The sequence below is a fragment of the Streptomyces sp. SX-6 genome (genome assembly GCF_059089585.1).
Window position 1 is genome coordinate 21,460 of sequence record NZ_JBTHHU010000039.1, and the last position, 26,291, is coordinate 47,750.

Sequence of the window (26,291 nt, forward strand, 5' to 3'; positions counted from 1 at the left end):
TCTTGACTCAGCCTCCGTCCATTGTCACATTCATCAGTGTCAACTTGCGTACGGGGTCCCGGGGTTCGCCCGGCGGACGAGACAGGCGGTTGGGCATGACGGCACCTGCGGCGGTACGAACCGCCGATGACCTGCAAGGTTTCCGGGATGTGCAGCGCCTGGCGTACGACTGCGCCGAGGCCGTCGCCGCCCGGCTCGTCCCGGGCGTGACCGAGCGGGACGCCGCCCGGATGCAGCGGGAGTGGCTGTACGAGCGCGGCGTACGGGACTGGTTCCACCTTCCCTTCGCCTGGTTCGGCGACCGCACCGCGTTCGCCGGCTTCCGGCTGCCGCACCAGTTCTTCCCCACCCGCAGGGCCCTGGAGCCGGGCATGCCGTTCGTCCTGGACATGGCGCCGGTGCACCGCGGGTTCACCGCCGACATCGGCTACTCCGGCTGCCTGGGCCCGAGTCCGCTGCACACCCGGATGCTCACCGATCTGCGGGAGCACCGCGACCTGATCCTGCGCGAGGTGCGCGAACGGCGGTCGCTGCGCGAGATCTACGAGGACGTCGACCGGCTCATGGCCCGCCAGGGGTACGTCAACCGGCACCGCGCCTATCCGTTCGGCGTGATCGCGCACCGGGTGGGCCGGATACCGGAGCGCCGCTGGTCGCCCACGGTGTTCGGCTTCGGCGTCCAGTCGCTCAAGGGGCTGGCCTCCGACGCCCTGCACGGGCACCGGGAGGGCTGGTCGCCGCTGTGGAGCCCGTACCGCGTCTCGGACCACCCGCCCCACCCGGGGCTGTGGGCGGTCGAGCCGCACCTCGGATTCCGCGGCACGGGCGCGAAGTTCGAGGAGCTCCTCGTGGTCACCGACTCCCGGGACCCCGAGGAGAGCGCGTTCTGGCTGGACGACGACCTGCCGCATGTGCGGCACGGACAGGAGAGGGCTGCCGCATGACGGGCGCGGGAATCGAGAGCGCGGGAATCGAGGGCGCGCGCGAGCGCCGGGTGCGGTCGGGCGGAATCGAGCTGTGCGTCGCGGAGTTGGGCGATGCCGCGCACCCGACAGTGGTGCTGCTGCACGGCTATCCGGACAGCAAGGAGGTGTGGTCCGAGGTCGCCATGCGGCTGCGGGACCGGTTCCATGTGGTGCTGTACGACGTGCGCGGCTGCGGCCGCTCCACCGCACCCCGGCCGCTGCGCGGCGGATTCACCCTCGAGAAGCTCACGGACGACTTCCTCGCGGTCGCCGACGCGGTGAGCCCCGATGCCCCGGTCCATCTGGTCGGCCACGACTGGGGGTCGGTGCAGGGCTGGGAGTTCGCCACGGTCGAGCGCACCGAGGGCCGCGTCGCCTCCTTCACCAGCATCTCGGGCCCGTCACTCGACCACTTCGCGCACTGGATCAGACGGCGCGCCGCCCGCCCGACCCCGCGCCGCGCGGCCCATCTGCTGGGCCAGAGCCGCAGGTCGTGGTACGTGGGCGCGCTGCACCTGCCCGTGCTGCCGGAGGCGGCCTGGCGCGGGCCGCTCGGCAGACGCTGGCCGGCCATGCTCGAGCGGTTCGAGAAGGTGCCGCAACCCCGGAGCGGGGGGCCCTACCCCACCGCGTCGCTGCCCTCCGACGCGGCGCACGGCGCCTGGCTGTACCGCGACAACGTACGGGCGAGGCTGCGCCGGCCGCGGGCGGACGCGTTCGCCCACGCGCCCGTCCAGCTGATCGTCCCGACCGGCGACCCCTATCTCTCCGAGCGGCTCTACGACGACCTGGACCGCTGGGCGCCCGGGCTGGTGCGGCGCACGCTGCGGGCCGGGCACTGGGTGCCGCGCACCCGGCCGGACCAAGTGGCGTCGTGGATCGCCGAGTTCGTCACATCCCGGGAGGACGGCGCGCCGCCGCGCGAGCAGGTGGCGGCGGGGCCGTTCGCGCAGCGGTTCGGCGGGCGGCTGGTGCTGGTGACGGGTGCGGCGAGCGGCATCGGGCGGGCCACCGCGTTCGCCTTCGCGGAGGCCGGGGCGCGGGTCGTCGCGGTCGACAAGGACGCGGAAGGCGCGGCCCGGACGGCCGAGATGGCGCGGCTGATCGGTGCGGCCGGGGCCTGGGGCGAGTGCGCCGACGTCGCGGACGAGCAGGCGATGGAGAAGCTGGCCGCCCAGGTCGCCGCCGAGTACGGCGTGGTGGATGTCCTGGTCAACAACGCGGGGATCGGGCTGTCCGGCGACTTCATGGACACCTCGACGGAGGACTGGCGCAAGGTCCTCGACGTCAACCTGTGGGGGGTGATCCACGGCTGCCGGGCGTTCGGCCGGCAGATGGCGGAGCGCGGGCAGGGCGGCCACATCGTCAACATCGCGTCCGCGGCGGCCTATCAGCCCCTGCGCACGCTTTCCGCGTACTGCACGTCGAAGGCGGCGGTGCTGATGCTCGGCGAGTGCCTGCGCGCCGAGTTGGCAGGCCAGGGGATCGGGGTCTCGTCGGTCTGCCCCGGTGCCGTCAACACCGGTATCACCAGCGCCTCGCGCTTCGTGGGCGTGCCAGAGGAGGAGCAGGAGCGGCGCCGGGCGAAGGCCACACGGGCGTACGGGCTGCGCAACTACCCGCCGGAGAAGGTCGCTTCGGCCGTCCTGCGGGCCGTGCTGGACGATCAGGCCGTGGTCCCGGTGACGCCCGAGGCGCGTGGCGCGCGCTTCCTGTCCCGTTTCGCCCCGAGGGCGCTGCGTGCGCTCGCGCGCATCGCGCCCCCGCTGTAGCCCCCGCTGTAGCCCCCGCTGTAGCCCCCACCGCAGAGAGACAGCTGAGGAGAACCGCACATGACCTACCGGATAGCGCCCCGGCGCGTGGCGTTCGACTGGCAGCGGACGCCGCTGCACTGGATACCCGACGAGCCCACCGCCACCCATGTCATCAACGTCCTGCACCTGCTGCTGCCCGCCGGGGAGCGGTGGTTCGTCAAGGTCTTCAAGGAGGCCCTGCCGCTGGTGCGGGACCCGCAACTGCTCAAGGACGTCAAGGGGTTCATGGGCCAGGAGGCCACGCACAGCGTGCAGCACTCCTATGTGCTGGACCACCTGGCCGAGCAGCGCCTGGACACGGCGGAGTACACGCGGCACGTGGATTTCCTCTTCGACGTGCTGCTGGGCGAGCGGCCCCCGTTCGGGCTGCCGGTGCCGGAGCGGGAGTGGCTGCGCTGGCGGCTGGCGGTGATCGCCTCGGTGGAGCAGTTCACGGCGGTGCTGGGCGACTGGGTGCTGCGGGCGGACGCGCTCGACCATGCCGACCCCGATCCGGTGATGCTGGACCTGCTGCGCTGGCACGGCGCGGAGGAGGTCGAACACCGGTCGGTGGCCTTCGACATGTACCAGCACTGCGGCGGCGGGGACCCGGGGCGCTATGTCCGGCGGGTCATGAGCATGCTGGTCACGGCGGTGGCGCTGATGTACCTGTGGCGGTACGGCACGTCCTATCTGATCCGGCACGACCCTCGGCTCGCGGGCCGTATGCGCTATTCGCTGCGCAACCACAACAGAGCCGTGGCGAAGGGCCTGTTGCCGACGTGGCGGGAGCTGGGGGCGGCGATACCGCGCTTCCTGCGGCCGTCCTACCACCCCTCGCAGGAGGGCTCGCTGAGCGCGGCCGTCGCGTACCTGGCCGCCTCCCCCGCGGCACGGGCTGCCGCCGTGGGTGCCACGGGACGCGCGGCGGCTTCATGACCGTGGCCGAGTACCGGATCGAGGACCTCGCCCACCGCAGCGGTGCCACGGTCCGCACGATCCGGGCCTATCAGGACCGGGGGCTGCTGCCGAAGCCGGAGCGGCGGGGCAGGGCGAACGTCTACGGGGACGCCCACCTGGCCAGGCTGCGGCAGATCACCGGCCTCCTCGACCGCGGCTACACCCTGGCCAGCATCAAGGAGTTGCTCGAGGCCTGGGACACGGGCCGCGGGCTCGGCGGGGTCCTCGGCCTGGTGGCCGAGGTGGACGGGCCGTGGACGGACGAGCAGGCGGGCCGGATCACACGGGCCGAGCTGGACGAGAAGTTCGGCAGCGACTCCAGCGACCGGGCCGTCGAGGACGCGGTCGAACTCGGCGTCCTGGAACGGCTGCCCGGCTCCCCGGACGTGTTCCACGTGCCCAGCCCGCGGGAACTGGACGTCGCCGCCGAGCTGTCCGCGGCCGGGGTACCGCTGCCCGCCCTCGCCGATCACCTGCGGGAACTGCGCGCCCAGGTCGAGTACATCGCGGAACGCTTCCTCGCCCTCACCACCGAGCATGTGTTCCGCCCGTACCTCGATCACCCGCCGACCGACGACGAGGCCGCGGAGGCCGCCTCGCTGGTACGCCGGCTACGGCCGCTCGCCCAGCAGACCATGGACGCCGAACTGGCCCGCGCGATGCGGACGTTGGCGACCCAGCTGCTGCGCGACCACCTCGGCGACGCGGCCGGGGCCGCGCACGACCACGGGACCGCGCACGACCGTCCGGCGGACGGTGCCGGACCCGCCCCCGGCGACGAGCCGGTCCGGCTGCCCGCCGGGACCGTCCGGGCCGTCGCCGGGCTCGTCGGCGCCGAGCACGTCGGGGAGTTCGTCACCGCCGCCGCCGAACGCGAGGTCCGGGCCCGCACCATGGACGCCCTCGCCGCCCGCGGCCGGCGATCAGCGGTCGGCTATCCAGTTGCCGTGGAAGCCGTAGGGCACACGCTGGGGCAGGTGGACGACGGCGACGGGAGGTGAGGCGAGGTCGTCCGCGTCGAGGATGACGAGGTCGCTGGTGCCGGTCGCCTCGTCGTGGACGTAGGTGATCAGCCAGCCGGGGCCGCCCGGCCGGTCGTCGGCCGGTGCGAAGGCCGCCTCGGAGGGGACGCGCCCCGGCCCGAAGTCGTGCCGGACGACGGTTCCGGTGCCCAGGTCGTAGCGGAGCAGCGCACCGGGCACGGGCTCAGCGCCCGGGGGCGCGGCGACCGTGACGTGCCCGTGGCGGGCCGCATGCCCGGCGAGGCGGTCGTCGATGCGGGGGAACTCGCAGGTGGTGTCGTCGAGTTGCTCCTCGGTGACCGTGCCGGTGGTGAGGTCGGCGGTCCAGCGCCAGAGCACAGGCCGGGAGGGCCCCAGGCCGGTGGCCCCGAGATGCGGGCGGCGCACGACGTGGAGGACGATCCGCTCACCGTGCTCATCGCTCTCGTCATGGGCGTTGAGCGTATGGAAGACGTAGCAGGGGTCGATCGGCAGCCAGCGCACCTCGCCGAAGGGATCGTCCCTGCGCAGCACGCCCAGTCTGGCCCCGTACCCGGGATCCCAGGTGTACGGCAGACCTCCGCCGGGCTGCCGCGCACGCACCGGGTCGAAGACGACGGGCAGGTCCATGAAAACCACATGGCGTGCGGTGAGGTGGAAGTCGTGCATCATCGTGAGCGCGGGCACCTCGATGGGGCGGCTGACGGCCAACTCCCCGTCGGCACCGGCGCGGTAATAGGTCAGGTGGGGCGCGGTGATGCCGTTGTGGCCGAAGAAGTGCAGCTCGCCGGTGACCGGGCAGGTCTTGGGGTGGGCGGTCATCGAAGTGGTCAGCCGGCCCGCGAAGTCGTACGGCCCGACGGTCTCCAGCTCGTGCCCGGGGCGGCAGTCCATCTCGTACGGGACCGAGGACTCGACCAGTGCGAAGGTGCGGCCCGCGTGCCGTACGACATGGGTGTTGGCGTGCCCGGCGGTGAAGTCGGCATTGCCCTGCCCGTCATAAATCCGGGCGCCATGGGTGAACGTCGAGGTGCTCACCCAGCGGTTGCGGTACGAGACGGCCCGGCCGCCCTCCAGCCGCACGCCGTGGATCATGCCGTCGCCGAAGAACCAGTGGCCGGATGCCGCGTCGTGCGGATTGGGGCCGTTGCGCAGATACCAGCCGGTGAGCTCCGGCGGAATCGCTCCGGTGACGGGCAGGTCGTAGGCGGTCAGCTCTTCCTTGACCGGCGCGTAGTTGCCTGCGAGGTGCGCGGGCGGTGTCGTCATGGCACTCAACCTCCTTGATGCGGATCGATGGGTGAACTGCCCTGCTCAGCTCACGCCTGCGCGGCGCGGGCACGGGCGCGGAGGCGCTGCCGGTAGGTGGTGGTGAACATCATCGGGAGGACGAACCCGGCGACGTGGACCGGTATGGAGACCTCGGCGCCGAGGCCGGCCGCGCGGATGGCCTCGGCGGCGAGGGCGCCCACCGTGAAGGACAGGGACCAGACGGCGGTGATCACCACATTGGCGTGGTGGAACAGCGGGTTCTCCCACACCTCGCGCGGCACCTCCCGCTTGGCGATGCCGATGGTGAAGGGCCGACCGACGGCCAGCGAGCCCCACGCGGTGAGAGCGAGCCAGCCCGAGGAGAGAGCGCTGGTGTGCTGCTCCAGCCCGCTGCCGGGGAAGCCGAAGGCCACGACGGCGAGGAGCGCGAAGAAGAGCGTCGAGCTGTACTCCAGGATCATCGACTCGGCCCGGACCCCTGCGGCGACGTCCTTGGCGAGCAGGACCGCGCCGACCGCGAGCGAGGCGGCCACTCCCCACCGCAAGCCGATCGGGGACACGATCGCGAAGGCGATCCAGGGAAGGAAGGTGCGCAGCTGGCTCAGTTTCACGGAATTTCCCCCTCGTCCGATCGGCCGGGCACGACCGGCCCCCCGACATTCCAGTTTTGACACGTCGAAAGTAGAGCGTCCAGCCTTGACGTGTCAAGAGTGGAAGGTAAGGTGGTGGTCATGAGCCTGAGACACGCGATGCTCGGACTGTTGGCCCAACGCCCCGCCAGCGGCTACGACTTGATGCGGGCGTTCGAGTCCTCACTCGCCAACGTCTGGCCCGCCACCCAGAGCCAGGTCTACGGAGAGCTGGGCAAGCTCGCGCAGGCGGGCCTGCTCACGACGACCGCGGAGGGCGCCCGGGGCCGCAAGGAGTACGCCATCACCGACAAGGGCGTCTCCGAGCTCCACCGATGGCTCACCTCGGACGAGCCGAGCCGCCCGGTGCGCAGCGAGGCCATGCTGAAGGTCTTCTTCCTCAGCGCCCTGACCCCACTCGAGGCGGTCGCCTACCTCGCGGGCGAGGCCGGGCGCGCCGCCCGCGAGCACGCCGCGCTGAAGGAGCTGGAGGCGCAGATCGACTGGGGGGACGACCCCTTGTCGGTCACCGGCCGCCTGACCCTGGAGTACGGGCTCCGCGTGACCGCCATGAAGGAGGAATGGGCGCACTGGGCCGCCGAGCAGTACAGCTCGAGAACCGGCACCGACTGACGGCCGCCCCGCACAGCCCGGGCACCCCTCACAGCCCGGGCGCGCCCCAGACCGGGAACCAGCGGCTCAGGTCCGTCTCGATCCGCAGGTCGTCCTCCAGCAGCGCCCTGGCCTGGAGCTCCAGCCCGTTGTCGCGCCTGTCCCCGCCGCCCGCCGCGGGCGCGAAGGGGTAGAACGTGCCGCGCTTGTAGAGGTAGACGAGCGCCAGCGAGCGCTCTCCGGCGTCCCGGAAACCCACCAGCGAGCAGAGCAGCTGGGGCCCGAAGCCGGCGTCCTGGAGCAGGGTGTTGACCCCGTGCAGGTCACCCACCAGGCCCGCGGTGTCGTCCGGCGAGTGCCGTGCGAGCAGCCAGGTGTAGCCGTAGGGGTCCCGGCTGAACTCCACCGGCACGCCGCCGTGCTCCGTGTCGGTGTCCAGCAGCGCCCGTACGTCCTGTTGCAGGGTGTCGAAGGCGCCGCCCTCCACGCTGGCGAAGCACACCGAGCCCGTCCCCGTCGGGCGGAAACCCGCGCCCGCCTGGAGGGTGACGGCGGCGGACGGCAGAGCGAAGAGCTGGTCCAGGTCCGGGCGGACGGGCTTGGTGCGCCCGAGGAGGATGTCCAGGAAACCCACGTCCGCAAGGCTCCTTACGTGTCAGGACCGGTTCGTGTCAGGACCGGTTCGTGTCAGGGCTGGTTCATGTCAGGGCCGGCCCAGCTGGACCGAGATCCGGCCGAGCTGCTCGAGCCGCTGCTCCAGCGTCGGGTGCGACGACAGCAGCCGGTTCACGCTGTCCTTGGAGAAGGCCGGCGCGAAGAAGAAGGCGTTGAACGGCTCGGCCTGCCGCAGGTCGCGCGTGGGGATGCGGGCCATCTGGCCCGTGACCTTGGTGAGCGCGGACGCCAGCGCCGAGGGCCGTCCCGTCAGCAGGGCCGCGGCACGGTCGGCGGACAGCTCGCGGTAGCGCGACAGCATCCGGGTGAGCAGGAAGCTGATGGCGTACACCACAGCGCTGACCAGCGGGATCACGATCATCAGGATCGCCGTGTTGCTGTCACGCCCGCCGACCCTGCGGAGGCCGCCCCACAGCCCGATGCGGGTGATGATCCCGGCCAGTACACCCAGGAACGAGGCGATGGTCATCACCGCCACATCACGGTGCGCCACGTGCGAGAGCTCGTGCGCCAGCACGCCCTCGAGCTCCTCCGGCTCCAGCCGCCGCAGCAGCCCGGTCGTCGCGCACACCAGGGCGTTGTTGCGGTTGCGGCCGGTCGCGAAGGCGTTCGGCACATCGGTGTCGGCGATCGCCACCCTCGGCTTGGGCATGTCGGCCAGCGCGCACAGCCGGTCCACCGCGCCGTGCAGCTCCGGCGCCTCCTGCTCGGTCACCTCGCGGGCGCCCATGCCGAAGGCGGCGATGCGGTCGCTGAACCAGAACTGGGCGATGAACATGCCCCCCGCGAGCAGTACGACCAGCGGCCAGGCTCCGCGCAACAGCACCACCAGCACGCCCACGAAGACCACATAGAGCAGCCCGATGAAGAACATCGTCGTCACCATGCGGGTGGTCAGTCCCCGGTCCGGGGTGAATCGGGTGCCTTGCATGGATACCTCCAAGGCCTCGGACACCGTGCCCACGGCAGGTGCCCCTGTCCCGATTCTCCCTCGCCCCCGGCTGTGCGCGCGGTAAAGAGCGGGGTAAGGAACGCTCCTCCGAACAGCACTCCCGAATGCTCTTCCGAACGCCTTTCCGAACGCCCGCTCCACCGGACGTAGGCTCGGGCCCATGACGACTTCCCCTCGCCTCAGCACCGTGATCCTCCCCGTCCGCCGCTGGCACGAGGGGGGCGCCGACGAATGGCGGCGGGCCGAGGAGCTCGGCTTCCACGCCGCGTACACCTACGACCACCTGTCCTGGCGGACCTTCCGCGACGGCCCGTGGTTCGGCGCCGTGCCGACCCTGACGGCGGCTGCGGGCATCACCGGACGGATCCGGCTGGGCACCCTGGTCACCTCGCCGAACTTCCGGCACCCGGTCACCCTCGCCAAGGAGCTCATCTCGCTCGACGACATCTCCGGCGGCCGGATCACTCTGGGCATCGGCGCCGGCGGGAACGGCTTCGACGCCACCGCGCTCGGCCAGGAGCCCTGGTCGCCGCGCGAGCGGGCCGACCGGTTCGGGGAGTTCGTGCCGCTGCTCGACCGGCTGCTGACCGAGCCCGCCGTGTCGCACAAGGGCGACTTCTACTCCGCCGAGGAAGCCCGCAACGTACCCGGCTGCGTACAGCGCCCGCGCATCCCGTTCGCGATCGCCGCCACCGGCCCGCGCGGACTGCGCCTGGCCGCCCGGTACGGGCAGGCCTGGGTGACCACGGGCGACCCGAAGATCTTCGAGACGGGAACGCCGGAGCAGTCGCGCGAGGCGATCCGCGGCCAGGTCGCCAAGCTCGAAGCGGCGTGCGAGGCCACCGGCCGGGACGTGCGCGAGCTGGACAAGATCCTGCTCACCGGCTTCACCCCCGACCGCCCCCTGGCCTCCTTCGACGCCTTCGTCGACTTCGCGGGCAGGCACCTGGAGCTGGGCTTCGACGAGATCGTCATCCACAGCCCCATTCCCGACTCGGACTTCGCGGCCGACGACAAGGTCTTCGAGCGCATCGCCACCGAGGGCCTCGCGCAGCTCGCGTAAGAGCCTCCCGTGCTGACGTACGCCCGTACACCCGTACCCACCGCGTCACCGAGAATGGGACTCGTGACTTCAGCTACCGAGCAGCCCGAGACCCCGGCCGCCCGCCGCAGATCCCCGGTCCCCCGGCTGATCGCCACGGATCTCGACGGAACCCTGCTGCGCGACGACCAGACGGTCTCCGACCGCACGGTCGCCGCCCTGGCCGCCGCCGAGGAGGCGGGCATCGAGGTCTTCTTCGTCACCGGACGGCCGGTGCGCTGGATGGACGTGGTCAGCGCACATGTGCACGGCCATGGGCTGGCGATCTGCGCCAACGGGGCGGCCGTCGTCGACCTGCACGACGGCGGCCGGTTCGTCGAGGTACGACCGCTGGAGCACGCCGACGCCCTGGCCATCGTCGACACGCTGCGCGCCGCCGTGCCCGGCACCTCCTTCGCCGTCGACCGCACCACCGGCGTCCAGTACGAGCCGCAGTACCCGCCCTTCCAGCTCGAGCCGCTCGCCTTCGTCGCCACGGCCGAGGACGCGCTCGGCGACGGAAGCGACGCCCCCGTCCTCAAGCTGCTCGCCCACCACCCCGACCTGCTGCCGGACGACTTCCTCGCCGTCGCCCGCGCGGTCGCGGGCGACCACGGCTGTTTCACCCGGTCCAGCCCCACCGCACTGCTGGAGATCAGCGCCCTCGGCGTCAGCAAGGCCAGCACGCTGGCCCGCTGCTGCGCCGAGCGCGGCATCGCGCCCGAAGAGGTCGTGGCGTTCGGCGACATGCCCAACGACCTGGAGATGCTCACCTGGGCCGGCACCTCGTACGCCATGGCCAACGCTCACCCCGAGGTCCTGGCCGCCACCACCCACCGGACGTCGGGCAACAACGACGACGGCGTGGCGGAGGTCATCGAACGGATCCTGCGCGACCGCGCGTAGTCACACCCGGACGCCACGGGCCCGCAGCCACTCGAGCGGCTCGACCGCGGAGCCGAACTCCTCGGTCGTACGGATCTCGAAGTGCAGATGCGGGCCCGTGGAGTTCCCGGTGGTCCCGGACAGCCCGATCCACTCCCCGGGACGCACCCTCTGCCCCGGTGCCACGAACGGCGCCGACAGGTGCGCGTACTGCGAGTACCAGCCGCCCTCGTGCCGGATCACCATGCTGATGCCGAACGCTCCCCCGCAGCCCGCCGCGACCACCGTCCCGGAACCGACCGCGCGCACGGGCGTGCCGACGGGAACGGCGAAGTCCTGACCGGTGTGCGTGGAGGCCCAGTTCGCACCGGAGCCGCCGAAACCGGCCGACAGCTGGTAGTCCAGCACCGGGCGCGTCCAGCTCTGCCGCGTCTCCCCGCCCGGGTGCGCGTTGTCGCCCGCGCCGATGGCCTCGCGGTCGACCGGTTCGCAGCGGCCGCTGCCGATGGCCGTCTCGGCCAGATCGTTCAGCTTCCCGCGCGCGGCCACCAGCCGCTCGTCGAGGACGCCCTTCAGCTCACGCAGCCGGGAGACGTCCTCCTCCTGCGCGTGCCAGGCGATCGCCGCGGACCGTTCCTCGGCCGCCAGGGACCTGCTCGTGCCGTCGGCCTCGCCCAGCCTCCGGGCCAGCCGGTCACGGCGGTCGATGTCGCGCTCCTGCAGCTCCATCAGCTCGAAGGGGTCCTCGGCGAACCGGCTGCCCACGGCGGTGAAGCCGCCCGTGCGGTACTGCGCCCGGGCGGCGGCCCCGGCGTCCTCCCGCAGCACCGACGAGACGAACCGCTGCCCGCGCAGCTGCCGCGCCAGCCCGCGGACCCGCTCGTGGCGCTCCCCCAGCGCCGCGAGCCCCCGCTCGTAGCGCTCCCTGGCCCGCCCGGCCTCGTGGGCCAGCCGGTACACCTCGGAGCCGGCGCGCGCCAGCCGCGCCGGGGCCCTGACCGCGGCCGAGGGAACGGACCCGAACAGGGGCGACACCAACACGCACACCGCGCACAGCGCCACGCCGTACCGGCGAAAACGACGACACCGCATGAACGCGATCTTGTCCCGGCCGTCAACAGCACGCCCCCGCAGAAGACCGTTCGGGGCACATCGTGCGGCCGAACCGGCTACAGCGGCGCCTCCCACATCACCCGCGTGCCCCGTCCGTCCTCGCCGAGCCCCGGCCCGTACGAGCTGGAACCGCCCAGCGACTCGGCCCGCTTGGCGAGGTTCCGCAGCCCGCTGCGCCGCCCGCCCTCCGGGATGCCGACCCCGTCGTCGGCGACCGTCAGCCGGACCGCGTCCCGTCCGTCCGGCAGGCGGGCCGTCACGTCGACGACGACCTCGATGCGCGACGCCTGAGCGTGCCGGAAGGCATTGGAGAGGGCCTCGCGCAGTGCCGCGATCAGGTTCTTGCCCGTCCGTTCGCCGACCTTCGCGTCGACCGGGCCGACGAAGCTCGCCGAGGGCTGGAAACCGAGCGGCACTGCGGCCGTGCCGATCTCCCGCAGGACGCGCGTACGCAGCCCGGCGGGCGCCTCGGTGGGCTCCTGCTGGAGGGCGAAGATCGCCGTACGGATCTCCTGGATCGTCCGGTCCAGCTCGTCCACGGCCTGCCCCACCGTCGTGCGCACCTCGGGCACCACCGCCCTGCGCTGCGCGCTGTCAAGCAGCAGACCGGTGGCGAACAGCCGCTGGATGACCAGGTCGTGCAGGTCCCGGGCGATCCGGTCGCGGTCCTCGTAGACGGCGAGCCGTTCCCGGTCGCGCTGTGCCTCCGCCAGGACGAGCGCGAGCGCGGCCTGTGCGGCGAACCGCTCGGCGAGGGTGCGCTCGGCAGCACTGAATCTGCGGGCGCCGCGGTGCCGCGGTGTCGCGAGCGCACCGAGCACCCGGTCGCCGCTCTTGAGCGGCAGCAGCATGCTCGGGCCGAAACGGGGCGCGTCCTCTGTCGTCATCCGGGGGTCCGTGGCCGAGTCGTCCGTGAACACCGGCTCCCCGGCGAGGAGTTGCGACACGACGGGGCTGTGATGGGGCATCACCGTCCCCAGCAGCCCAGCGGGGTCGTCGGCCGAGACGGCCGCCATCTCGAGCCCGCCGTCCTGCTCCGGCAGCAGCACGATGCCGGCGGCGGAGTCCGCGAGGCGGCGCGCCTGTTCGGCGATGACGGACAGTGCGTCCTCCGCGTCGCTTCCGGACAACAGGGCGGTGGTGACGGCCACCGAACCGTCGATCCAGCGCATCCGCTGACGGCCCTCTTCGTGCACCCGCGCGTTGCCGATCGCGATGCCCGCCTCGGTGGCGATGATCTTCACCATGTGCAGGTCCGCGATATTGAACTCACCACCGCCGCGCTTCCCGGTGAGATAGAGGTTGCCGAACACCTCGCCCTCGACGCGGATGGGGACGCCCAGGAAGCTGCGCATCGGCGGGTGCCCCGGCGGGAAGCCGCACGCGCGCGGGTCGGTCGTCAGGTCCGCCAGCATGACCGGTTCGGGCCGCCGGATGAGGGCACCCAGCAGACCCCGGCCGGCGGGCAGGGTGCCGATGCGCCTGTGCTGCTCCTCGGTGACGCCGTGGGTGATGAAGTCCGCGAGCCCCCGGCCGGAGGGGTCGATGACGCCGATGGCGGCGTAGCGCGCATCGGCGAGCTCGGCGGCGGTCTTGACGATCCGGTCGAGCATGGTGTGCAGCTCGAGGCCGGTGCCGACCGACCGCATGGCCTCCAGCAGCTGCGGGACGCGCGAGGTCAGCTGCGTGGACATGCCCTGCAGACTGCGCGTGGCCTCGGTGGCGATCGCCAACGGGTCCAAGTGGCCCGAGGGTGCCGTGAGGTCCTGGGGGCCCGAGGATTCTGCCGTGGCTGCCATACCCAGAGCCTAATAAGTACCTTTTGCCAGGGAAAGCGGCGGATGCGCGTCGACGGACTCCGTCTGCCGTTCCCGCTCCAGCATCTGCTGGAACGGTCCGGACACCCCCGCCAGTTCCGCGTACCCGCCCCGCTGCACGACCTGCCCCCGGTCCAGCACGATCACCTCGTCGACCGCCTCCAGACCGGCCAGCCGGTGGGTGATCAGTACGGTCGTACGGCCCCGCGTGGCCGCCAGCAGATCGGCGGTCAGCGCGTCCGCGGTCGCCAGGTCGAGGTGCTCGGCGGGCTCGTCCAGCACCAGCACGGGGAAGTCCGCGAGCAGCGCGCGGGCGAGCGCGAGCCGCTGCCGCTGGCCGCCGGACAGGCGCGCCCCGTGCTCGCCCACCAGGGTGTCCAGCCCCTGCGGCAGGCTCTCCACCCACGCCAGCAACCGTGCGGCCCGCAGCGCCCCGCGCAGCTCGTCGTCCCCCGCCCCCGGACGCGCGAGCCGCAGGTTCTCGCGCAGCGAGCTGTCGAAGATGTGCGCGTCCTGCGCGCACAGGCCGACGAGCCGCCGCACCGCGTCCCCGTCCATACGGGCCGCGTCGCGGCCGGCGAGGGTGTACGCGCCGGACTCGGCGTCCAGGAAGCGCAGCAGCACGTGTGCGAGCGTCGTCTTGCCCGAACCGGACTGTCCGACGACGGCGACGCGGCGGCCCTCGGCCAGCTCCATGCCGAATCCGCTCAGGGCGGCCTCGGAGCGCCCGGGGTGGCGGACGGTCAGGCCGTCCAGCCGCAGCGGGAAGGGCGACCGCGGCGCGGGGTCCGTTCCGTCGCGTACGGGCTCGGGGGCGTCCAGTACCTCGTACACCCGCTCCGCGGCGCGGCGGACACGCTGCCGGTGCTGCACCGCGAGCGGCAGGCCCGCGACGGCCTCGAACGCGGCCAGCGGGGTGAGGACGACGACGGCCAGCCACAGCCCGCCGAGCCGCCCGTCGTGGACGGCCCCGGCACCCGCCCACGCCGTCGCGGCCACGGTCAGACCGCAGGCGAGGGCGGACAGGCCGGCGCCGAGCGCGGTGGCGGCCGAGGCCCGGCGGGCGATGCGGGTGAGCGCGCCGTCCGCGCGGCGCAGCCGCTCGAGCCGGGCGGGCAGGGCGCCCGCCACGGTCAGCTCGGCGACCCCGGCGAGCAGGCCGACCACCTGGGCCGACAACGCCCCGCGCGCGGGCGCCAGTTGCCGCTCGGCACGCCGCGCGACCGCACCGGACAGCGCGGGCACCGCGACACCCGCGACCAGCAGCCCGGCCGCGAGCAGCGCGCCGGCCTCCGGCAGCAGCCACGCGGTGAACCCGACCGACACGGCGCCGACGAGCACGGCCGAGCCGAGCGGCAGCAACCAGCGCAGGAAGTAGTCCTGCAACGCGTCCACATCGGCGACGAGCCGCGAGAGCAGATCACCGCGCCGGGCGTCGCGCAGCCCCGCCGGGGCGAGACGCTCGAGCCGCCGGTAGACGGAGACCCGCAGCCCGGCCAGGGCGCGCAGCACGGCGTCGTGCGAGACGAGGCGCTCGGCGTAGCGGAAGACGGACCGGCTGATGCCGAACGCGCGGGTCGCGGTGACGGCGACCATCAGGTAGAGCACGGGGGGCTGTTGCGAGGCCCGCGAGATCAGCCACCCGGACACGGCCATCAGCCCGACGGCACTCCCGAGCGCCAGACTCCCGAGCACCAGCGCCAGCCCGAACCGCCCCCGCCACGGGGCGCCTTCGGCGCGCACGCGCGCAAGGGGGTTCTTGCTCCGGGGCCCGCTTTCCAGCCCGGCCCGGCCCAATTCAGCCTGTCCGGCGTTTGAGGACCGGGGGTCCGGGGGCGGAGCCCCCGGAAGAAACGGTGAAAGGGCGGGCCGGGGGCTCACTTCCTCCACCGCACCCCCCACCCGCACCACCCGATCGGCCACCGCCAGCAACGCAGGCCGATGCACAACCATCAGCACCGTCCGCCCCTCGGCCAGCCTCCCCACCGCCTCGACGACCCCCGCCTCCGTCTCGCCGTCCAGGTTCGCGGTCGGCTCGTCGAGGAGCAGCACCGGCCGGTCGGCGAGGAACGCCCGTGCCAGTGCGAGGCGTTGGCGCTGCCCGGCGGAGAGGCCGGCACCGTCCTCGCCGAGGCGAGTGTCAGTGCCATGGTCCAGCATGGAGACGAACTCGAGCGCTCCGGCCGCACGCAGTGCGTCCCGCACCTGTGCGTCCGTGGCGTCCGGCCGTGCCAGTCGCACGTTCTCGGCGATTGTCCCGGCGAAGAGATGGGGCCGTTGCGGGACCCAGGCCACCTGGTCCCGCCAGCTTTCGGGGGAGAACGATGACAGCTCCGCACCGCCCACCAGCACCCGCCCGCTCGCGGGCCGCACAAAGCCGAGGAGGACGTCCAGCAGCGTGGACTTGCCGCTGCCGCTCACGCCCGTCAGGGCGACCGTCTCCCCGGGCCGCACCTCGAACGAGGTCTCGGCCAGGGCGGGTTGGTCACGCCCGGGGCGCCGCACCACGAGACGGTCGACGGTCAGCGCGGCCCGGCGCGCGTCCGGCGCGGGCAGGCCGCCCCGCGGCGCGGGCTCGGTCTCCAGCACGGCGAAGACCTGGTCGGCGGCCGCGAGTCCCTCCGCCGCGGCGTGGTACTGGGCGCCCACCTGCCGCAGCGGCAGATAGGCCTCGGGCGCCAGGACGAGCACCAACAGCCCGGTGTACAGATCGAGTTCGCCGTGCACGAGCCGCATGCCGATGCCGACGGCGACCAGGGCCACCGAGATGGTGGACAGCAGTTCCAGCGCGAAGGAGGAGAGGAAGGCGATGCGCAGCGTGCGCAGGGTCGCGCGCCGGTAGTCGGAGGTGATGGCGCGGATCGACTCGGCCTGGGCCTTGGCCCGGCCGAAGACCTTGAGCGTGGGAAGTCCGGCGACGACGTCGAGGAAGTGCCCGGAGAGCCGGGACAGCAGGCGCCACTGCCGGTCCATCCGGGCCTGGGTGGCCCACCCGATGAGGGCCATGAAGAGGGGGATGAGGGGCAGCGTGAGGACGATGACGAGCGCCGAGAGCCAGTCGGCGGAGACGATACGGGCCAGCACGGCGACGGGCACGACGGCCGCGAGACCGAGCTGGGGCAGATAGCGGGCGAAGTAGTCGTCCAGCGCGTCCACTCCGCGCGTGGCGAGGGTCGTGAGCTCGCCGGTGCCCGGTGCGGCTCCGGGCCCGAGCCGCGTGGCGTGCTCGAGCAGCCGGGTGCGCAGTTGCGACTTGACGGACGCACTCGCACGGTGCGCGGCCAGCTCGGTGAGCCAGGCCACGAGGGCCCGGCCCGCCGAGACGGCGGCCAACAGGGCGAGCGGCACCGCCAGTTGCGCCGCGGTGCGCCCGTGCTGGAACGCCCCGGTGACCGTCTCTGCGATGAGCATCGCCTGGGCGACGACGAGACCGGCCCCCGCCAGCCCGAGCACCACGGAGGCGGCCAGGAAGAAGCGGGTCGCGGAGGCGTACCGCAACAGCCGGGGGTCGACGGGCTTCATCGGCTCGCTCCTCGCTCGTTCCTTGTTTGTTCCTCGCTTGTTCCTCAGTGCGCGGCGGGGATGTGCTGGGTGCCGATCCGCTTGCGGAACACCCAGTAGGTCCACGCCTGGTAGCCGATGATCACGGGGGTCATGAAGCCCGCGACCCACGTCATGATCCCCAACGTGTAGGGGCTGGACGCGGCGTTGGTGACGGTCAGGCTCCACCGAGGGTCGGTGGAGGAGGGCATGACGTCCGGGAAGGTGGCGAGGAAGAGCATCGCGAAGGCGGCCACGATCGTCACTCCGGACAGGGCGAAGGCCCAGCCTTCCCGGCCGAGCCGGTTCATCACCAGCGCGGCGGCGAGCGCGGCCACCGCGACGATCAGTGCGGGCAGGCTGCGTCCGTTGCCGGAGTCCGCCTGCGTCCAGCCCAGGAAGGCCACCGCGAGCACCGCGCTGACGAGGCCGAGCCGGGTCGCGTACGCCCGGGCCCGGTGCCGGATGTCGCCGACGGTCTTGAGCGCGGCGAAGACAGCGCCGTGGAAGGTGAAGAGCACGAGCGTGAGGAGGCCGCCCAGCAAGGCGTACGGGTTCAGCAGGTCGAGCACGCTGCCGGTGAAGTTCTTGTCCGGCCCGATCGGCACACCGCGCACGAGGTTGGCGAAGGCGACGCCCCACAGGAAGGCGGGCAGCAACGAGCACCAGAAGATGGCGTGTTCCCAGTTGTGCTGCCAGCGCTCCTCGCTGCGCTTGTGGCGGTACTCGAAGGCGACGCCGCGCACGATGAGGCAGACCAGGATGGCGAGCAGCGGGAGGTAGAAGCCGCTGAAGAGCGTGGCGTACCAGTCGGGGAAGGCGGCGAAGGTGGCACCGCCCGCCGTGATCAGCCAGACCTCGTTGGCGTCCCAGACGGGGCCGATCGTGTTGATCAGCACCCGGCGTTCGGTGCGGTCCTTGGCGAGCAGCTTGGTCAGCACGCCGATGCCGAAGTCGAAGCCCTCGAGGAAGAAGTAGCCGATCCACAGGACAGCGATCAGCAGGTACCAGAAGTCGTGGAGGTGCATGGAATCTCTCCGTTCCGCCGCGTCAGTACGTTCAGTACGCGAAGGTCATCGGCTTGTCGGCCTCCTCGGCCGCCGGCTCTCCCGAGGGGAGCCGCAGCCGGGGGTCCTTCGCCGGCGGCTGCTCGTCCGTGTCCGGCCCGGCCTTGCCGTACTTGACCAGCAGCTTGACCTCGACGACCGCGAGCACGGCGTAGAGCAGCGTGAACACGATCATGGAGGTGAGGACTTCGCCCTGGCTCACCCCGGGCGAGACGGCCCTGTCCGTCTTCAGCAGTCCGTAGACGGCCCAGGGCTGGCGTCCCATCTCCGTGAAGATCCAGCCGAAGGAGTTGGCGATCAGCGGGAAGCCCATGGTGAGGATGCCGATGCGCCAGGACCACTTGGTGAGGAGGGGGTTCATCTCGCGCGTCCGCGTCAGCATCAGCCGCGGCACCTCGTTCTCGCCGGTGCGGAACTCCGGCGCGAGCCACAACTTCTTGCGTGTGGTCCACAGGCCGATGAGCCCGGCGACGAAGGAGGTCATCCCGAAGCCGATCATGAGGCGGAAGCCCCAGAAGGTCATGAAGATGCTGGGGATGTAGTCATCCGCCTTGCCGCCGTACTGCGCGGCCTCCTTCGCGGCGATGTCGTTGATGCCGGGGACGGCCTCGGAGAAGTTGCTGTGCGCGAGGAAGGAGAGTATGCCGGGGATCTCGATCTCGACGCTGTTGTGCCCCTTGGTGACGTCGCCGACCGCGAACACCGAGAACGGCGCCGGTGCCTGGGTCTCCCACAGTGCCTCGGCGGCGGCCATCTTCATCGGTTGCTGCTCGAACATCACCTTGCCGAGGCTGTCGCCGCTGATCGCGGTGCCGAGCCCGGCGATCACCGCGACGACCAGTCCGACGCGCAGCGAGGAGCGCATCGCGCCGATCTGGTGGCGCTGCTTCTCGCCGAGCTCCTCGCCCTTGATCTGCTTGCGCTTGGCCCGCCACAGGTGGAACGAGGCGATGCCGACCATGAAGGCCGCACCGGTGAGGAAGGCGGCGGTGATGGTGTGGAAGACCACGACCAGGGTGGTGTTCTGTGTCAGCACCGCCCAGATGTCGGTGAGTTGAGCCTTGCCCGTCGCCTTGTCGATGCGGTAGCCCGTCGGGTGCTGCATCCAGGAGTTCGCGGCGAGGATGAAGTACGAGGAGAGCAGGGTGCCGACCGCGACGATCCAGATGCACGCGCAGTGGATCTTCTTGGGCAGCTTGTCCCAGCCGAAGATCCACAGGCCGATGAAGGTGGACTCGAAGAAGAAGGCCAGCAGGGCCTCCATCGCGAGCGGGGCGCCGAAGACGTCACCGACGAAGCGCGAGTAGTCCGACCAGTTCATGCCGAACTGGAACTCCTGGACGATGCCGGTGACCACGCCCATCGCGATGTTGATGAGGAAGAGCTTTCCCCAGAACTTCGTCGCATGGAAGTACTTGACCTTGTCCGTACGGACCCAGGCCGTCTGCAGACCCGCGGTGATCGCCGCGAGACTGATCGTGAGGGGGACGAAGAGGAAGTGGTAGACGGTGGTGATGCCGAACTGCCAGCGCGACAGTGTCTCCGGCGCCATAGCCAGGTTCACTCGGTCTCTCCTTGCATCGTGCGCCACCGGCGACTAAAAGCCGACGGTTCGCCCCATATGCCCCACTGAAAACAGGACATAAAGACGAGCTTGTGAACGCGTTCACATTCACAAGTCATTATGGCGCACATGTCTTTTCGGACAGACAGCGGGGTACCCCCTTCGGCCCCTTGACCGCCCGTACACCTGTCCCCCGGCACACAAAAACGCCCTGGGCCGGATCCATGACGGATCCGGCCCAGGGCGCAGTGCGATGCAGGGCGGCGTCAGACCTCAGAGCTCCTTGCGGAACTCCTCGGCCGCCCGCAGGAACAGGTCGTTGCCCTCGGTCTCGCCGATCGTCACCCGCACACCCTCGCCCGGGAACGGCCGCACGATCACGCCCGCCCGCTCGCACGCGGCGGCGAAGTCGAGCGTGCGCTCCCCCAACCGCAGCCAGACGAAGTTGGCCTGCGCCTCCGGCACCGTCCAGCCCTGGCCGGCCAGCCCCTCGACCACCCGCGTCCGCTCCGCGACCAGCGCGTCGACCCGCTCGCGCAGCGCCTCCTCGCTGCGCAGCGAGGCGATCGCGGCCTCCTGCGCGACCTGGCTCACCCCGAAGGGGACCGCGGTCTTGCGCAGCGCCGCCGCCACCGGCTCGTGCGCGATCGCGAAGCCGACCCGCAGCCCGGCCAGCCCGTACGCCTTGGAGAACGTGCGCAGCACACAGACGTTGGGGCGGTCGCGGTAGAGGTCGATCCCGTTCGGGACCTCCGGGTCCCGGACGAACTCGATGTACGCCTCGTCCAGCACCACGAGCACGTCGGACGGCACCCGGTCCAGGAAGGACTCCAGCTCGGCGCGGCGCACCACCGTGCCCGTGGGGTTGTTGGGGTTGCAGACGAAGATCAGCCGGGTCCGGTCGGTGATCGCGGCGAGCATCGCGTCCAGGTCGTGCACATCGCCCGGGGTCAGCGGGACCTGCACCGGAGTGGCGCCCGACACCTGCGTGATGATCGGGTACGCCTCGAAGGAACGCCAGGCGTAGAGGACCTCGTCCCCGGGGCCGGCCGTCGCCTGCACCAGCTGCTGGGCGACGCCTACCGAGCCGGTGCCGGTGGCCAGGTGGGAGAGCGGCACCTCGAAGCGGTCCGCGAGCTCCGCCATCAGCCCGGCGCACGCCATGTCCGGGTAGCGGTTGAGGGAACCGGCCGCGGCGACCGCGCTCTCCAGAACCCCGGGCAGCGGCGGATACGGGTTCTCGTTGGACGACAGCTTGTACGCGACCGGGCCGTCCGTCGCAGCCGGCCTGCCCGGCTTGTAGGTCGGCACGCTGTCCAGCTCAGGCCGCAGCCTGGGGGTCTTCTCGGTCACCGCGGGGCCTCCTCACTCGAATACTGCACACCTTATGAGGATTGCCCCGTACGGCGTCCAGAGCTTTGAGCGGCGCTTCTTCCTCCGGCGCGCGCCGTGGCGAGCGCCGTGGCGCGCGTCCCTCGTGAAGGTGAGTTGAAACCACCGCACGAGATGGACCATTCATCAGACGTAGATATGCCAGGAGTCAACGCAGCACCGTCACCCCCATCAACTACCTCTGCTTCCAAGGTCATTGGTGGGATTTGGGCGTGCAGAAACGTGCCTGTCAACAGTGAATTACGGAGCCCTGCCAACGGACCACCCGAGCCCTACTATCGGCTCGCCATGACAGCAGCAGGGAAGCATCAGGTGAGCCGAGCGGACTCCTCCCGCAGGGGCGGCCGGCAGGGCCGGGCGGGCATCCGGGACGTTGCCGCCGCCGCCGGGGTGTCGATCACGACCGTCTCCGACGCGCTCAACGGCAAGGGCCGCCTGCCGGACGCGACCCGCCGCCACGTCCGCGAGGTCGCGGACCGGCTGGGCTACCGCCCGTCGGCCGCCGCCCGCACGCTCCGTACGGGCAAGTCCGGCCTCATCGGCCTGACGGTGACCACGTACGGGGATGAACCTTTCACCTTCACCGAGTTCGCATACTTCGCCGAGATGGCCAGGGCCGCCACCTCCGCCGCGCTCGCCCGCGGCTACGCCCTGGTCATCCTGCCCGCCACCTCCCGCCACGACGTGTGGTCCAACGTCGCCCTCGACGGCACCGTCGTCATCGACCCCTCCGACCACGACCCCGTGGTCTCCGACCTGGTGCGCCAGGGCATCCCCGTGGTCTCCGACGGCCGCCCGGCCGGCATCCTCCCGGTCACCGCCTGGGTGGACAACGACCACGAGGCCGCCGTCCTGGGCATCCTCGACCACCTGGCCGCCGCCGGCGCCCGCCGGATCGGCCTGCTCACCGGCACCACGACCGACACCTACACCCGGCTCTCCACCCACGCCTACCTTCACTGGTGCGAACGCATCGGCCAGGACCCGGTCTACGAGGAGTACCCCGCCCACGACCCCTGCGCGGGCGCCGTCGCCGCCGACCGCCTGCTCGCCCGCCCCGACCGCCCCGACGCCGTCTACGGCCTCTTCGACCCCAACGGCACCGATCTGCTCGCCGCCGCCCGCCGCTACGGCCTGCGCGTACCGGACGACCTGTTGCTCGTCTGCTGCAGCGAATCCACCGTCTACGCCACCACCGAGCCCCCGATCACCACCCTGTCCCTCAAGCCGCGCCGCATCGGCACCGCCGTCGTACAGCTGTTGATCGACGCCATCGAGGGTCTGGACACCGGGCGGCCTGTGGAACAGGTCATACCCACCGAACTGATCGTGCGGACCTCCTCCGAGCGCCGCCCCCCGCGCACCACCGTCAGCGCCCCGCGCGGCCCGGCCGCCACCTGACGGGCCCTGTACACCGCGAACGTCAACACGGGCAGCCCCGCATTACGGCGAGCGAGCAGATCGGCCCCACGGCCGTGACGGCAGGGGCTGCCCCCTCGTTGACCGGCGCGAATGACGCAATTGGGGAGAAATGACCGGCAAACCCGGTCCCCCTCCCCGATTGACGGCCCCTGGTGCGTCACAAGCCGCGACGGTCATTCCTATGATGGGCGCACGACACCACGGGCCGCCGGCGACCAGGCAGGGTCCACAAGGTGCACTGCGGCGCGACGGTGGAGGGGTCGATGGCTCAGGGGGCCGGACAGGAACCTGCGGTACGGACCATGGAGGAGGCCACGCCTTACTCCGGGTACGCCGTGCCGTCGTTCATGCCTGACTACGTGCCCGGCCCGGCCTCGCACCACCCGGACTTCCCCATGGACCCGCCCGGCTCCGGGCTGCCCGCCGAGAGCCCCGTGCACCTCGGCGGCTACACCCCGACCGCCCGCGACCTGCCCGTCCTCGGCCACAGTGCCCCGAACGACGTGCCGACCGTGGAGCTCACGCCGCTGCCAGTCCCGCAGACCCAGCCCCTGCCCCCCGGCCCCGGGCCGCTCTACGTCGTCGGCGACGTGCACGGCTACCTCGACGAGCTCTACGCGGCGCTGGCCGAGCAGGGCCTCATCGACGCACAGGGCCACTGGGCCGCGGGCAACGCCCGCCTGTGGTTCCTCGGCGACTTCACCGACCGGGGCCCGGACGGCGTCGGGGTCATCGACCTCGTCATGCGGCTGTCCGCCGAGGCCGCGGCCGCGGGCGGCTACTGCAAGGCGCTCATGGGCAACCACGAGCTGCTGCTCATCGGCGCCAAGCGGTTCGGCGACACCCCCGTCAACTCCGGGGCCGGGACGGCCTCCTTCCAGGCCGCGTGGCTGCTCAACGGCGGACAGCGCACGGACATGGAGCGGCTGGAGGACCACCACCTGCAGTGGATGTCCCGGCTCGACGCGATGGCCGAGGAGGACGGACACCTGCTCGTCCACTCCGACACCACCGCCTACCTCGAGTACGGCGACTCCATCGAAGCCGTCAACGACGCGGTCACGGAAGCGCTGCAGCGCAACGACCCCGACGAATGCTGGGATCTGTTCCGCAAGTTCACCAAGCGTTTCGCGTTCCGCGACGACGGCTCCACCGCCGCGCGCGAACTGCTGGAGACGTACGGCGGCAGCCGCGTGGTGCACGGCCACAGCCCCATCCCCTACCTCCTCGGCGAGGTGCCCGGCGAGGACGCCGACGGCGAGGAGAGCGCCCCCGTCGTCAACGGTCCGCACCTGTACGCGGACGGCCTCGCCCTCGCGATGGACGGAGGGGTCACGATGGCCGGAAAACTGCTGGTCGTGCAACTTCCGATCGCTGCCTGAGGGTTCAGCCGGCAGCACCACGGGCAAGTACGGAGTTCCACCGCCACGGGGTAATTCGGGAAACGCACTGTCACCTCGCGTCGGTGCGGCTCTACCATCGGCTTATCCGTAGCAGGCTCTCCTCCGTTTCCGCCCACTGCCCGGTACAAGCCGGCTACAAGGCCCTACGGAGCATCGGGGGATGCACATGAACAGCGCTCCGCACCTACTGGCCGAGGACCGCCCGGAATTCGAGCGGGTTCTGGACCAGGCGTTGCGTTCAGCGGACCGAGACCCGGAAATCAACGCCCTGTCCACCGCCCCGGGACAGCGCCTCAACACCGAACAACTGCGCACCATGGCCCTCCAGGCCATAACCGCCATCTCGGCGTGCGCGACGGCCGAATACCACGCCTACGTCGACGCACGCGACGCGCTGCGTGCCCGTACGGCCGCCGTCCAGCCCCAGCCCGTCGGCGCCGGCGGGGTCACGCGGGGTGACGACGGCGACCCCGCCCCGGGCACCGCGGCCATGGCGGCATCCGCCGACGGGGAGGAGGGCGCGGGCGCCGGAGCGGTGCTCGCCGTGCTCGCCCCGGTCCTGGCCGGAATCGCCGCGCTCATCTTCCTTCTCATCGGCTATGTCCTGCGTCTGGTCGCCTCCAGCACCTCCGTCGGCAACTCCATGATCACCGCGGGCTGGTGGTTCGCCGGGATCACCGCCGCGGCCGCGGTCGTCGGCATGGCCGCCCTGTTGCTCACCGCCCTGCGCAACGGACGCGACCAGGAGCCCGCACGCGGTGACCGGCAGGCCGACGAAGTCGCACACGCCCGGGAAGTCTGGCGGCAGGCGCTGCTGGAGCGCGGTGTCCTGCCGTTCCTCCGCGAGGCCCTCCGCAACACCCAGGCCCGCCCGGGCACTTCACCCGTCCCGGGCCCACGCCCCCACGGCCGCACCCCGCACCTGGGCTACACCCCACCGGGCTTCTCCAGCCCCGACTACGGCGGGCCGAAGGAGCGACCGGACTGATCCGTCAACCGGATCTCCCCTATTGAGCGAACTTCCTTTTATCGTGCGGCACTTGTGGATTCGGTGTGCCTACGGTGCGGTGAGGAGGTGATGCTCAACATGAGCACACAAAATCTGCCACCGGACCAGACGGTGGGCACCGGGCAGGACGCGATCGACGTCAACGACTTCGTGTTCGCGGCAACGGGGGCGCGGGTGCGGAGGCTGACGATGCCGGATGGGAGCCATTGGTTTCCGGCGGCGGATGTGGCGACGCGTCTCGGGTACGCGAACACGCGTGACGCGCTCGCCCAGCACGTCCCAGACGAGCATGTCATGGGCTTCGCTGAGCTTGCGCAAGGTGTCGCCAGAGGCGACACCTTGCGCAAACATGCAGGTCACAGAATCCAGAAGCACATGCGGATGGTAAACCTGCAAGGCTTGATCCGGTTGGTCAACGGCTGCACCAAGCCGGAAGCGGAGCCATTCAAGCGGTGGGTCACAGAGGTGATCATCACCGTCCAGCGCGAGGGCTCATACTCCCTCGAGAAGGCAGAGGTCCAGCAACCGAACACGGGCCGGCCTGCGTACGCCATGCCGCATGAGGTGGCGGACGCGATCGTGCGCCTAGAGGAACGCAACCTGCGGTTGGACGAGGAGTTCGCCCTCGCCCAGCGAGAAGCCGCGCAGCACCGGGTGGAGATGATCGAAGCGATCCGGAACATCGGCGCCGCCCTCAACCGGCTTACGGATCAGGTAGAGGGCATTGCCCATCGTCTGCCGTCCGCCGAACAGGCGGTACCGCCACCCCCATCAGGCCCGTGGCTCACAGCGGAGTCGGTTCTCAGAGGCTGGCTCGGCCGCAACCTGGCGGTCACCAACGACGCCTGGGCCATCGCGGCCTACATCGTGCCCACCATTCTCGAACACGGCGAATGCCGCCATGGGTTGGAGATCATCGCCGCAAGGACCGGACTGACGTCACGCCGTGTCCATGACGCGCTGAGGATGCTGCTGAAGCAAGGTTGCATTCGTCAGACAGGCATGCTGGACGACGGCACACCGGTCTACGTGCTCAAGTAGTCGGCAGTGGGCCCGAAGTCGCAAACGCAGCTTGCGACTTCGGGCCCGCCCTGACTGTACAGGTGCGAGCAAGGTCTAACCTCCAGTTAGACCTTGCG

At 71.4% G+C, this 26,291-nt stretch carries 21 protein-coding genes; 11 read left to right on the forward strand and 10 right to left on the reverse strand.

Going from position 1 to position 26,291, the window contains the following annotated elements; all coding sequences use genetic code 11:
• Positions 1-95 precede the first annotated feature (95 nt).
• Genes ACV530_RS31655 through ACV530_RS31670 form a run of 4 tightly spaced genes read left to right on the forward strand, consistent with a single transcriptional unit; the run spans position 96 to position 4,719 of the window.
• The gene (locus ACV530_RS31655) at positions 96-944 is read left to right on the forward strand and encodes a M24 family metallopeptidase (RefSeq protein ID WP_494336113.1); all 849 of its coding nucleotides are present in this window, start codon (positions 96-98) and stop codon (positions 942-944) included.
• Positions 941-2,737 carry an SDR family oxidoreductase gene (locus ACV530_RS31660; RefSeq protein WP_494336114.1) on the forward strand — a complete coding sequence of 599 codons (1,797 nt, stop codon included), beginning with the start codon at positions 941-943 and terminating at the stop codon, positions 2,735-2,737. Before ACV530_RS31655 ends, ACV530_RS31660 begins: the two co-directional genes overlap by 4 nt.
• Positions 2,738-2,797: 60 nt before the next feature.
• On the forward strand, positions 2,798-3,697 hold the full coding sequence (locus ACV530_RS31665) for a metal-dependent hydrolase (RefSeq protein ID WP_494336115.1): 900 nt from the start codon (positions 2,798-2,800) through the stop codon (positions 3,695-3,697).
• Entirely contained in the window at positions 3,694-4,719 is a 1,026-nt protein-coding gene (locus ACV530_RS31670; protein WP_494336116.1) for a MerR family transcriptional regulator, read from the forward strand. The genes ACV530_RS31665 and ACV530_RS31670 overlap by 4 nt, the downstream gene beginning before the upstream one ends.
• On the opposite strand, the gene ACV530_RS31675 is transcribed toward ACV530_RS31670, so the two are convergent.
• Both ACV530_RS31675 and ACV530_RS31680 read right to left on the reverse strand, forming a co-directional pair.
• Complete coding sequence (locus ACV530_RS31675; RefSeq protein ID WP_494336117.1) at positions 4,642-5,988, reverse strand: carotenoid oxygenase family protein; 1,347 nt, start codon at positions 5,986-5,988, stop codon at positions 4,642-4,644. The genes ACV530_RS31670 and ACV530_RS31675 overlap by 78 nt on opposite strands.
• A gap of 50 nt (positions 5,989-6,038) precedes the next feature.
• Positions 6,039-6,602 carry a hypothetical protein gene (locus ACV530_RS31680; RefSeq protein ID WP_494336118.1) on the reverse strand — a complete coding sequence of 188 codons (564 nt, stop codon included), beginning with the start codon at positions 6,600-6,602 and terminating at the stop codon, positions 6,039-6,041.
• Between the two features lie 120 nt (positions 6,603-6,722).
• Between ACV530_RS31680 and ACV530_RS31685 the strand changes: the two genes are divergently transcribed.
• Complete coding sequence (locus tag ACV530_RS31685) at positions 6,723-7,253, forward strand: PadR family transcriptional regulator (RefSeq protein WP_494336119.1); 531 nt, start codon at positions 6,723-6,725, stop codon at positions 7,251-7,253.
• Positions 7,254-7,281: 28 nt separating this feature from the next.
• Here the strand turns inward: ACV530_RS31685 and pspAB are convergent, their stop codons facing one another.
• The gene (gene pspAB / locus ACV530_RS31690; protein ID WP_494336120.1) at positions 7,282-7,866 is read right to left on the reverse strand and encodes a PspA-associated protein PspAB; all 585 of its coding nucleotides are present in this window, start codon (positions 7,864-7,866) and stop codon (positions 7,282-7,284) included.
• 69 nt (positions 7,867-7,935) lie between these two features.
• Positions 7,936-8,838 (reverse strand): zinc metalloprotease HtpX, encoded by a 903-nt coding sequence (gene htpX / locus ACV530_RS31695; protein WP_494336121.1) that lies wholly within the window; start codon positions 8,836-8,838, stop codon positions 7,936-7,938.
• 181 nt (positions 8,839-9,019) lie between these two features.
• On the opposite strand from htpX, the gene ACV530_RS31700 reads away from it, so the two are divergent.
• Together ACV530_RS31700 and ACV530_RS31705 are read left to right on the forward strand one after the other, a co-directional pair.
• The gene (locus tag ACV530_RS31700) at positions 9,020-9,922 is read left to right on the forward strand and encodes an LLM class flavin-dependent oxidoreductase (RefSeq protein WP_494336122.1); all 903 of its coding nucleotides are present in this window, start codon (positions 9,020-9,022) and stop codon (positions 9,920-9,922) included.
• Between the two features lie 54 nt (positions 9,923-9,976).
• On the forward strand, positions 9,977-10,846 hold the full coding sequence (locus tag ACV530_RS31705) for an HAD family hydrolase (protein WP_494336123.1): 870 nt from the start codon (positions 9,977-9,979) through the stop codon (positions 10,844-10,846).
• On the opposite strand, the gene ACV530_RS31710 is transcribed toward ACV530_RS31705, so the two are convergent.
• From ACV530_RS31710 to hisC, 6 genes are all read right to left on the reverse strand, one after another.
• Positions 10,847-11,917, reverse strand: a complete 1,071-nt coding sequence (locus ACV530_RS31710; RefSeq protein WP_494336124.1) for a M23 family metallopeptidase — start codon at positions 11,915-11,917, stop codon at positions 10,847-10,849.
• A 77-nt stretch (positions 11,918-11,994) separates the two neighbouring features.
• Positions 11,995-13,737 (reverse strand): GAF domain-containing sensor histidine kinase, encoded by a 1,743-nt coding sequence (locus ACV530_RS31715; RefSeq protein WP_494336125.1) that lies wholly within the window; start codon positions 13,735-13,737, stop codon positions 11,995-11,997.
• Between the two features lie 9 nt (positions 13,738-13,746).
• Positions 13,747-17,277, reverse strand: coding sequence for a thiol reductant ABC exporter subunit CydD (cydD, locus tag ACV530_RS31720; protein ID WP_494336126.1), 3,531 nt, complete (start codon positions 17,275-17,277; stop codon positions 13,747-13,749).
• Positions 17,278-17,321: 44 nt separating this feature from the next.
• Complete coding sequence (gene cydB, locus ACV530_RS31725; protein ID WP_494336127.1) at positions 17,322-18,323, reverse strand: cytochrome d ubiquinol oxidase subunit II; 1,002 nt, start codon at positions 18,321-18,323, stop codon at positions 17,322-17,324.
• Between the two features lie 31 nt (positions 18,324-18,354).
• Positions 18,355-19,926, reverse strand: a complete 1,572-nt coding sequence (locus ACV530_RS31730; protein WP_494336128.1) for a cytochrome ubiquinol oxidase subunit I — start codon at positions 19,924-19,926, stop codon at positions 18,355-18,357.
• Positions 19,927-20,199: 273 nt separating this feature from the next.
• Positions 20,200-21,279 carry a histidinol-phosphate transaminase gene (hisC, locus tag ACV530_RS31735; RefSeq protein ID WP_494336129.1) on the reverse strand — a complete coding sequence of 360 codons (1,080 nt, stop codon included), beginning with the start codon at positions 21,277-21,279 and terminating at the stop codon, positions 20,200-20,202.
• A 327-nt stretch (positions 21,280-21,606) separates the two neighbouring features.
• Between hisC and ACV530_RS31740 the strand changes: the two genes are divergently transcribed.
• The 4 genes from ACV530_RS31740 (at position 21,607) to ACV530_RS31755 (ending at position 26,193) form a co-directional block, all read left to right on the forward strand.
• The gene (locus ACV530_RS31740) at positions 21,607-22,719 is read left to right on the forward strand and encodes a LacI family DNA-binding transcriptional regulator (RefSeq protein WP_494336130.1); all 1,113 of its coding nucleotides are present in this window, start codon (positions 21,607-21,609) and stop codon (positions 22,717-22,719) included.
• 284 nt (positions 22,720-23,003) lie between these two features.
• Positions 23,004-24,122 (forward strand): metallophosphoesterase family protein, encoded by a 1,119-nt coding sequence (locus ACV530_RS31745; RefSeq protein ID WP_494336131.1) that lies wholly within the window; start codon positions 23,004-23,006, stop codon positions 24,120-24,122.
• A 181-nt stretch (positions 24,123-24,303) separates the two neighbouring features.
• Complete coding sequence (locus ACV530_RS31750) at positions 24,304-25,131, forward strand: hypothetical protein (protein WP_494336132.1); 828 nt, start codon at positions 24,304-24,306, stop codon at positions 25,129-25,131.
• A gap of 90 nt (positions 25,132-25,221) precedes the next feature.
• A complete protein-coding gene (locus tag ACV530_RS31755) occupies positions 25,222-26,193 on the forward strand; it encodes a BRO-N domain-containing protein (RefSeq protein WP_494336133.1) in 972 nt (323 codons plus the stop codon).
• Positions 26,194-26,291 lie beyond the last annotated feature (98 nt).